Here is a 9271-nt window from a genome sequence, read left to right on the forward strand (position 1 = left end):
GCTGGCACCTATGCAGGCACGCACACCGCGGGAATAGAGCAACCCTCACTATTAGCTTGCCTAACTATGAGCCATTCTCGCTATGCTGTCGGCTGCCCGACCGCCCAACCCCCGGAGGACCGCCCTTGAGGCCCGACACCATCGACTGGACCCCGTCCCCGCGCGACGAGGGCGAACCCCGCCCGCCCGCGCAGTGGCGGCGCATCCTCGCCCTCTTCCGCCCCTACACGGGCCGCCTCGCCACCGTCGGACTGCTGGTCGGCGCCTCGGCCGTCGTCTCGGTCGTCTCGCCGTTCCTGCTGCGCGCCGTCCTCGACACCGCGATCCCGCACGGCCGCACCGGCCTGCTGAGCCTGCTCGTGCTCGGCATGATCGCCGCCGCCGTCGTGAACAGCGTGTTCAACGTCCTCCAGACGCTGATCTCCACCACCGTCGGCCAGCGCGTCATGCACGACCTGCGCACCGCCGTCTACGGCCACCTCCAGCGCCAGTCCCTCGCCTTCTTCACCCGCACCCGCACCGGCGAGGTGCAGTCCCGGATAGCGAACGACATCGGCGGCATGCAGTCCACGGTGACGTCCACCGCCACCAGCCTCGTCTCCAACTTCACCGCCGTCGTCGCCTCCGTCGCCGCGATGGTCGCGCTCGACTGGCGGCTGACCGTCGTGTCGGTGGTGCTGCTCCCGCTGTTCGTCTGGATCAGCCGCCGCGTCGGCAACGAGCGCAAGAAGATCACCACCGAGCGGCAGAAGCAGCTCGCCGCGATGAGCTCGGCCGTCCAGGAGTCGCTGTCGGTGAGCGGCATCCTGCTCGGGCGCACGATGGGCCGCTCCGGCTCCCTCGCCCGGGAGTTCACCGAGCAGTCCGACCGCCTCGCCGACCTGGAGGTGCGGGCCAGCATGGCCGGGCGCTGGCGGATGAACACCATCCAGATCGTGATGGCCGCGATGCCCGCCGTCATCTACTGGGCGGCCGGACTGACCGCGGCCGGCGGCGCGCCGATCGTCTCGGTCGGCACCCTGGTCGCCTTCACCACGCTCCAGCAGGGCCTCTTCCGCCCGACCGTCGGCCTGCTCTCCACCGGCGTGGACGTCCAGACCTCGCTCGCGCTGTTCCAGCGCATCTTCGAGTACCTCGACCTCCCGGTCGAGATCGCCGAGCGCCCGCGGCCGGTCACCCTGGACGGGATCCGCGGCGAAGTCCGCTTCGAGGGCGTCGACTTCCGCTACGACGGCGAGCAGGAACGCCCGACCCTCGCCGGCATCGAACTCACCGTCCCGGCCGGGAGCTCACTCGCCGTGGTCGGCGAGACCGGCTCGGGCAAGACCACCCTCAGCTACCTCGTCCCCCGGCTCTACGACGTGACCGGCGGGCGGGTCACCATCGACGGCGAGGACGTGCGCGACCTCTCCTTCGACACCCTCGCCCGCGCCGTCGGCGTCGTCTCCCAGGAGACGTACCTCTTCCACGCCTCCGTCGCCGAGAACCTGCGCTTCGCCAAGCCCGAGGCCACCGACGCCGAACTCGTCGAGGCCGCCCGCGCCGCCCAGATCCACGACACGATCGCCGGCCTGCCCGAGGGCTACGACACCCTCGTCGGCGAACGTGGCTACCGCTTCTCCGGCGGCGAGAAGCAGCGCCTCGCGCTCGCCCGCACGATCCTGCGCAACCCGCCCGTCCTGATCCTCGACGAGGCCACCAGCGCGCTCGACAACCGCACCGAGCGCGCCGTCCAGGAGGCCGTCGACACCCTGGCCGCGGGCCGCACCACGATCACCATCGCCCACCGGCTGTCCACCGTGCGCGGCGCCGACCAGATCGCCGTCCTCGACCGCGGCACGGTCGTCGAACTCGGCACCCACGACGAGCTGATGGAACTGGACGGCCGGTACGCGGCCCTGCTGCGCCGCGAAGCACCGCAGGCGCCCGACGCCCCGGAGCCGGCGGTGCTGGGGCACGTCTGACCGGCCGTTCGACCGGCGGTTCGGCTGACCGTTTGGCCGGCCGTTTGGCCGGCCGTTTTGACCGGCCGTTCCGGGGGCCTTCGCGACCCGGGGCCGCGGCTACGCCGCCTTCGGCACCTCGTTGTAGCCCTCCGCGACCTCCTGGCCGGAGAGCCGCTGGATCGCCGCCATGACCTCGTCGGTCACCTGGCGGCGGGCCTTGGCCGAGCGGGCCTGCCCGTGCAGCTCGTCGAAGTGCAGCGGCTCGCCGAACCGGACGGTGACCTTCTTCAGGCGCGGCACCCGCTTGCCCACCGGCAGGATCTGCTCGGGCCCCTCCAGCGCCACCGGCACGACCGGTACGCCCGCGGTCAGCGCGAGCCACGCGACGCCCGTCTTGCCGCGGTAGAGGCGGCCGTCGAGCGAGCGGGTGCCCTCGGGGTAGATGCCGAAGGCCTTGCCGTCCTCCAGGATCTCCAGCGCCGACTCCAGGGAGGCCTGGGCGGAGCGGTAGGTCCCGCGCTCGACCGGCACGGCGCCGATCGCCTCGAAGAAGCCCTTGGAGAGCCTGCCCTTGAGGCCCGGGGCGGTGAAGTACTCGGCCTTGGCGAGGAAGTGGACCCGGCGCGGGGCGGTCAGCGGGATCACCACGCTGTCGATGAACGACAGGTGGTTGCTGGCGAGGATGACCCCGCCCTTGCGCGGCACGTTCCCGACACCCTCGATGACCGGCCGCCAGATGCCGCGCGAGACGGGTTTCAGCACCAGCCTGGTGACGAGATCGAGCATGGTCCCTCCCTGGACGAACGAGCGCCCGGGAGGAGCCCGGGCCGGTATCGGTTCCGCAGACTACGCCACCGGCCCCGCCGCCCGTCCACTCCCGGAGGCTTCCCGAGCGCGTGGCCCGCGCCACGGGCCGTCCGCCGGGGCCGGGTAGGGTACGCCCGTCCGAACACCGCACAACCCGCAGTTCCCAGGAGGGCAACCATGCAGAGCACCGAGGAGATCAAGGCGCTCTTCGACCGTTTCGACAAGAACGGCGACGGCAAGATCACTCCGGCCGAGTACGCGCTGGTCGCGAACGAGATGGGCGACCACGACGTGACGCTGTCGATGGCCGAGGCGCTGATCCACGCCATGGACACCCACCACCAGGGCTTCCTGACCTTCGACGAGTTCCTGGCCGCCCGCCAGGGCTGAGCCCGTCGCGACGGGGCCGGTGCCCGCTGCGACGGGGCCGGTCTGACAGCTGACCGCTGACAGATAACAGATTTCAAAATCTGTTATCTGTCAGCTGTTATCTGTCAGCGGTCAGTTGTCCGCCGTCACCCCGCGACCGGGAACACCCGGCGCACCACCCGCTCCGCCGCCCCGCCGTCGTCCCACGGGCAGAACTTCGCCCGGAACCGTGCCCGCGCCGCCGGGTCCGCGTCGCCCGCGAGCAGCGCCCGCGCCAGCCCGTCCGGGTCCACCGTGACCGCGCCCGGCGGCTCCGCGAACAGATCGAAGTACACCCCGCGCACCCGCCGGTACTCGTCCCAGTCCGGCGCGAAGACGACGATCGGCCGGTCCAGCACCGCGTAGTCGAACATCATCGACGAGTAGTCCGTCACCAGCACGTCAGAGGCGAGATAGAGGTCCTCGACGGACGGGTGCGCCGAGACGTCCACGATCTCCGCCGCGTCCTCGCCCGCCTCCAGGTCCCCGGGTCCGCCGGTGTGGAAGTAGTGCGTGCGCACCAGCAGCGTGTACGAGGGGCCGAGCCGCCGGGCCAGGTCCTTCACGTCCAGCAGCGGCACGTAGCCGCCCTGGCCCTCGCGGTGCGTCGGCGCGTACAGCACCGCCGTCCGGCCAGGACGCAGCCCGATCCGCTCGCGCATCGCGCGCACCTCGCCCGGGGTGGCGTTGGCGAGGCGGTCGTTGCGCGGGTAGCCGGTGTCGAGCATCTCGTAGCGGCCGGGGAAGGCGCGGGCGAAGTGCTCGCTGGTGTGCGGGTTGGAGGAGACGAGGAAGTCCCAGCGGTCGACGGCCTCCTGGAGCCGGTCGAAGTCCATGCCCTCGGCGGCCTCGGGACGGCCCTGCAGGTCCATGCCCATCGCCTTGAGCGGGGTGCCGTGCTGGGTCTGGACGTGCACCGTGCCCGGCCGCTTCGCCATCGTGTGCGGGAAGTTGACGTTGTTGACGAAGTACTTGGCGGTCGCCATCACCTTGAGGTATGCGGGGGTGTTGACGATCACGTACGGCACACCGGCGGGCATTGTCGCGGCCTGCGTGCGGTTCTCCACCACCCACACGCCCCGGATCCCCGGGACGAGTTCCTTCGCCTTCTCGTAGATCGCCGCCGGGCTGCACGCGTAACCCCGGTGCCAGTACGCCGCGTAGACCGCGAGGTTCTCGTCCAGCGGCAGCCGGCGGAACGCGTTGTACGCGGTGAACCGGGCGCCGCTGCGCACCCCCTTGCGCACCGCCGGGGCCACCGCCCGTGCGCCGCGCCGCAGTTCGCGCGGCAGCCGCCCGGTGCGGCGCAGCTCCGCGTACGCGATCCGGGCGCCGCGCGCCGCGAGCCGGTACTGCACGCCGCGCACGCCGCCGGGGAACTGGTAGCCGTCCGGCCGGTGTTGGGCGAAGTGCCGGGAGACGCTGTGGAAGAAGTCCTTGCGCCGTTCGACCGGCACGAGCCCCGGGGTGTCGTAGACGTTGAGCGCCTGACGGACGGTCCGGTCGAAGACCAGCGTGCGCAGCGACGCCGGGACGGGCCGGCCGGGGCGGTCCGGGCGGTCCAGGAACGCGAAGATCGCGTCGTACTGGGCGAACACGTCGGCGTGCTTGGGGGAGGCGGTCGCGGTGATCGCGCCGTCGCGGTTGCGGCGGTAGACGTAGCAGGGGCGGTCGACGTAGCGCAGCCGCTCGGCGGCGAGCAGCGCGGGGTAGGTGACCGAGATGTCCTCGTAGTAGCCGCGCCCGAAGGAGACGCCGAGGTCCTCCAGGTACGCGCGGCGGAACACCTTGTTCCACACCGACATCACGGTCTGGAACAGCGCCGGGTGCTCGGCGAGCGTGCAGCCCTCGACGAGCGGGGAGCCGAGCAGGACGTGGCGCCACGGGTTGGGCTCGGTCGCGCCGTCCGGGTAGACGTGGGTGAAGTCGGTGATCAGCACGTCGGCGGGGACGGGCTGGCGGCCCTCGTGGCGCAGCTCGTCCAGGACCACGCTGACGGTGCGCGCGGGCAGCCAGTCGTCGCTGTCGACGAACCAGACGTACTCGCCGCGCGCGTGCGGCAGGGCGGCGGCCCGGGCGCCGCCGAGGCCCTGGTTCTCGGTGAGGTGCAGGACCCGCAGGCGCGGGTCGCGGGCGGCGTACTCGTCCAGGATCGCGCCGCAGCCGTCGGGGGAGAGGTCGTCGACCGCGATCACCTCGAAGCGCGACTCCGCGGCGGGGGTGTCGCCGAGGATCGAGTCGAGGCAGCGCGGGAGGAACCGCTCCACGCCGTGGACCGGGAGCACGATGCTGAGGAGGAGTGACACGCTGGCCGAGTCTACCGACCGCCCGGACGAGACCTCTGAGCTGGGCTTCGGTCGGGGGCGAGGGGGTGGCGGGAGTGCTGCCGGACGGCTCTGCGGTGGGGCCGTGGCGGGCCGTGACGGGCCTGGGCGGGCCTGCGGAGCGGCCCCGGAGCCGCCGGTGCCGGGCCCTGATGGGGGCGGCACCGGCAGCCTGGTGGCGGCCCGGCCGACCCTCTACGGCCGGCCGCCGGTCCGGGCACCCGTCCGAGCCTGGCCACCGCAGCGTCGAGGCGGCCGGGCAGTGGCTCGGGGGAGCCGGAGTCCTTCATCATTCGAACACGCGAGTGGGCAACGTGCGAGCCCTGCGCATAGAAGGAGATATTGCTTGGAGGTTACGCCGGAGTCAATCCCTCGAATGTGTTCACTTCATGAATGATCCAGTTCGGCGATCGCTCCGGCGGGGTGGTATCCATGGTGCCCGTGGTCCGCCGTCCAGGCCGACTCCTGTCCGGCCCCTGTCCGACCCCCGGCCGGCCCCTGTCCGACCCCCGTCCGGTCCCTGGTCTCCCGATGCGACCCCTATATGCCGTCGCGCGCGACCGGGCACCTCCGATGATCCCGTGCGCCGGGCGCGTACCTCATGATCGGGCGCCGGGTCCGTACCTCCGAAAACCGCTGACGGACGGCCGGTCGTGCACCCATCATTGATGCTTAGTCGTGACCGCTACGGGTGGCCCCTGGTGCATCGTCAGTTGACGCCGCACGATACGGTGGCACCACACCAAGGACGGTTGCGCGAAGGCCGTCCGTCACGGATAGTCTTCGCCTCACGGCCCTGGCGCCTCGTAGGGGTGGGAAAACTGATGGAACACATGCAAGTGCGGACTCGGCCCCGCGTGCCGGCGATCCAGTGCGGTGTCGGCGCGACCGGCCGCCGGATCGACCGGCACCTGGCCGTGCTCGGCGCGCCCGCCGTCCCGGCGGTGGACACCGCCGAGGCGCTCGGGCTGATAAGGGAGCTGACGCCGCGCGGCGCCATCGCCCCGGCCTCGCCACGCCGCCACGTACGGGTGTCGCTGCTGGCGCCCCTGCGTCGGCTGCGGCGGAGCCTGTTCGGCGGTCGCGGCTAGGACCCGAGGCCTCGGCCTCCGGACCGCCCCGCGCGCCCCGGCACCCGGCCCGGCGGACCACGAGGACCGTCGGGTCTTCGGCGTACCCGGGGGCGTGCGGGGGCCGGCGGGGGTGCGTACTCGTTGCCCGATCGGGGCTTGCGCGGCGTGACCGAGTGGCGCTTGCCCGAGTACTGCTTGCCCAAGCAGTGCTTTACCGAGTAGTGCTTGCCCGAGTAGTGCTTTCCCGAGTCGACCGAGTGGCGCTTGCGCGAGCCGGTCGGCGCCTTCCGGCAGGATGGCGACCATGGCGGACAACACCCACTCCCACCCCACCGGTCCCTTCCAGACCACCACCTTCGAGATCACCACCGGCAGCCGCGAGGTCGCGCTCGACATCACCGACCGCTGCGCCGCATTCCTCACCGAGCGGGCCACTGGCCGCGACGGCCTGCTCAACGTCTTCGTCCCGCACGCCACCGCCGGCATTGCCGTCCTGGAGACCGGCTCCGGCAGCGACGACGACCTCCTCGCCACCCTGCGCGACCTGCTCCCTGCCGACGACCGCTGGCGCCACCGCCACGGCAGCGCGGGGCACGGGCGCGACCACGTGGTGCCCGGACTGGTCGCCCCGCACGCGACCCTGCCGGTGATCGGCGGTCAACTGGCGCTCGGCGTCTGGCAGTCCGTCGTCCTGGTCGACACGAACGGGGACAACCCGCGCCGGACGGTGCGGCTGTCCTTCCTGGGCGGCTGAGCGGGCGTCAGGAGTGGGACGCGACGGCGGCGAGGTAGCGCTCGATGGCGAGGTACTGGCAGAGCGCCGCGACCGGACGGCCCAGGCGGGCGTACCAGGCGGCGAGCCGGGAGAAGGCGGCCACCTCGAACCACACCTCGCCGTCGGCGTCCATCGACACCAGGAACGACTCCTCGCCGCACTCGGGGTGGCCGGGGAGCGTGCCGTAGGCGAAGCCGATCCGGTCCGGCTCGTCCACTGTCCACACGACGCGGCAGGGGATCACGAGGCGCGGCCACCGGCTGCCCGGCAGGGTGAGCCGCAGCAGGACCGTGGCGCCCTCCTCGGCGGGCGCGTTCGGGTGGACGGCGAAGCCGGTGCCCAGCTGGCTGCCCCAGCCGAGGACGTACCGGCCGGCCCGCTCCAGCACCTCGGGCCCGCGGCCGAGGTGCACACGGCGTCGCAGGTGCGCGTAACCGTCGGGGAGCGGCCCGCCCCGGGTGGCTCCGACCTCGGGATACGTCGGTGCGGCGGCGCGGGCGGCGGCGAGGCGCCGGCGGAGATCTCGGCCCATGGGCTCACCGTAGCGGGGGTGGGCGGAGTGGATGGCGGCGGGGGAGGGGGCTCGGGTGGCCCGGGGGCGGCGAACAGATGACAGCGAACAGATAACAGATTTCAACATCTGTCATCTGTTCGCTGTCATCTGTTACTCGTCGGCGCTCCCCCGCTGGTCACCCCTCGCCGCCTTGCCGCGTGCGGGGCCCGAGGAGTAGGAAGGCGGCATGAGCGATACGGAGACGAACGAGGAAGCGGCCGTCTGTGCGCTGGCCCCGGCCGAGGGTGCCGAGGCGGCCCTGGTGCACGACCCGGCGCTGACCGGTCCGCGCGCCGACTGCGTCCTGTGCGGCGAGCCGACCGAGCTGCCGGCCGACCACCCGGGCACCACGCTCTGCCCGGTCTGCGCCTGGCAGCAGGCCCAGCGGATCGCCTGCTCCGGCTGACGCCGCCCCCAGGAGCCTCAGGCGTCCTCCCGCCCGGCCAGGGCGAGGGTCGATCCGTGCCGCCCCTTGTGGACGAGGAGCTGCGCCGGGATGCGGGTGCGCAGGTCGGCGACGTGGCTGACGATGCCGACGGCCCGGTCGCGTTCGCGCAGCCCGTCGAGCACGTCCATGACCTCCTCCAGCGTCTGCTCGTCCAGCGTGCCGAAGCCCTCGTCGATGAAGAGTGTGTCCAGTGGCATGCCGCCCGCCTCGTCGGTGACGACGTCGGCGAGGCCGAGGGCGAGGGCGAGCGAGGCGAAGAAGCTCTCGCCGCCGGAGAGGGTCGCGGTGTCGCGCTCGGTGCCGGTCCAGGCGTCGACGACGCGCAGGGCGAGCCCCGAGCGCTTGTTGCCGGTGCCCCGGTCGTCGCTGTGGACGAGGGTGTAGCGGCCCCCGGACATCCGGACCAGCCGGTCGCTCGCCGCCGCCGCGACCTGCTCCAGCCGGGCCGCCAGGACGTACGACTCCAGGCGCATCCGCAGCCGGTTCTCGGTGGACGTGCCGGCGGCGAGTGCGGCGAGCCGGTTGATCCGTTCGTAGCGGACCAGCGCGGGCGCCAGCTCCCCCGCCAGGGCGCCGAGTTGAGCACCGATGGAGGCCAGCGCCGCGCGGCGCTCGCCGGCCGCGGCCTGCGCGGCGTGGGCCTCGCGCAGCCGCTTGGTGGCAGCGTCGAGCGCGGCCTGGGTGGCGGGCAGGTCGGCGGTGGGGCGGTCTGCGGCCGCGGTGAGCTCGGGCAGCGCGAGTTCGCGCTCGACGGCGGCGAGTTCGGCGCGGTGCCGGTCCAGCCGGGCCTCCAGCTGCTCGCGCTGTTCGCGGGGGAGCAGGACGGCGAGCGCGGCGTCGGCGCTCGCGACTCCGGCCGCGGCGGCGGCCTTGGCGAGTTCGTCCTCGGCGTCGGCGAGCCGGGCCGCCGCCTCCACGCGGGCGCGGACGGCCGTGA

General features: G+C 72.8%; 9 protein-coding genes. 5 read left to right on the forward strand and 4 right to left on the reverse strand.

The annotated features are described in order from the left end of the window. The first annotated feature begins 125 nt into the window (after positions 1-125). A complete protein-coding gene (locus AB0O00_RS07590) occupies positions 126-1964 on the forward strand; it encodes an ABC transporter ATP-binding protein (RefSeq protein ID WP_363649179.1) in 1839 nt (612 codons plus the stop codon). Between the two features lie 99 nt (positions 1965-2063). On the opposite strand, the gene AB0O00_RS07595 is transcribed toward AB0O00_RS07590, so the two are convergent. Continuing rightward, positions 2064-2732, reverse strand: coding sequence for a lysophospholipid acyltransferase family protein (locus AB0O00_RS07595; RefSeq protein ID WP_363649180.1), 669 nt, complete (start codon positions 2730-2732; stop codon positions 2064-2066). Between the two features lie 198 nt (positions 2733-2930). Between AB0O00_RS07595 and AB0O00_RS07600 the strand changes: the two genes are divergently transcribed. Beyond that, positions 2931-3143, forward strand: coding sequence for an EF-hand domain-containing protein (locus tag AB0O00_RS07600; protein ID WP_363649181.1), 213 nt, complete (start codon positions 2931-2933; stop codon positions 3141-3143). Between the two features lie 125 nt (positions 3144-3268). Here AB0O00_RS07600 and AB0O00_RS07605 read toward each other — a convergent pair whose 3' ends face one another. Next, positions 3269-5467 carry a bifunctional glycosyltransferase family 2 protein/CDP-glycerol:glycerophosphate glycerophosphotransferase gene (locus tag AB0O00_RS07605; protein WP_363649182.1) on the reverse strand — a complete coding sequence of 733 codons (2199 nt, stop codon included), beginning with the start codon at positions 5465-5467 and terminating at the stop codon, positions 3269-3271. An 842-nt stretch (positions 5468-6309) separates the two neighbouring features. Between AB0O00_RS07605 and AB0O00_RS07610 the strand changes: the two genes are divergently transcribed. Together AB0O00_RS07610 and AB0O00_RS07615 are read left to right on the forward strand one after the other, a co-directional pair. Further along, positions 6310-6576 carry a hypothetical protein gene (locus tag AB0O00_RS07610; protein ID WP_363649183.1) on the forward strand — a complete coding sequence of 89 codons (267 nt, stop codon included), beginning with the start codon at positions 6310-6312 and terminating at the stop codon, positions 6574-6576. A 286-nt stretch (positions 6577-6862) separates the two neighbouring features. Next, a complete protein-coding gene (locus tag AB0O00_RS07615) occupies positions 6863-7312 on the forward strand; it encodes a YjbQ family protein (protein ID WP_363649184.1) in 450 nt (149 codons plus the stop codon). Between the two features lie 7 nt (positions 7313-7319). Here AB0O00_RS07615 and AB0O00_RS07620 read toward each other — a convergent pair whose 3' ends face one another. Next, positions 7320-7865 carry a DUF1990 domain-containing protein gene (locus tag AB0O00_RS07620; protein WP_363649185.1) on the reverse strand — a complete coding sequence of 182 codons (546 nt, stop codon included), beginning with the start codon at positions 7863-7865 and terminating at the stop codon, positions 7320-7322. A gap of 208 nt (positions 7866-8073) precedes the next feature. On the opposite strand from AB0O00_RS07620, the gene AB0O00_RS07625 reads away from it, so the two are divergent. Then, a complete protein-coding gene (locus AB0O00_RS07625) occupies positions 8074-8292 on the forward strand; it encodes a hypothetical protein (protein ID WP_363649186.1) in 219 nt (72 codons plus the stop codon). A gap of 17 nt (positions 8293-8309) precedes the next feature. Here the strand turns inward: AB0O00_RS07625 and AB0O00_RS07630 are convergent. Then, positions 8310-9271: SbcC/MukB-like Walker B domain-containing protein (locus tag AB0O00_RS07630; RefSeq protein ID WP_363649187.1), on the reverse strand; the 962-nt coding region annotated here is incomplete at its 5' end.

Origin of the sequence: Kitasatospora sp. NPDC093558, assembly GCF_040683475.1 — a bacterium.
Lineage (GTDB): Bacteria > Actinomycetota > Actinomycetes > Streptomycetales > Streptomycetaceae > Kitasatospora.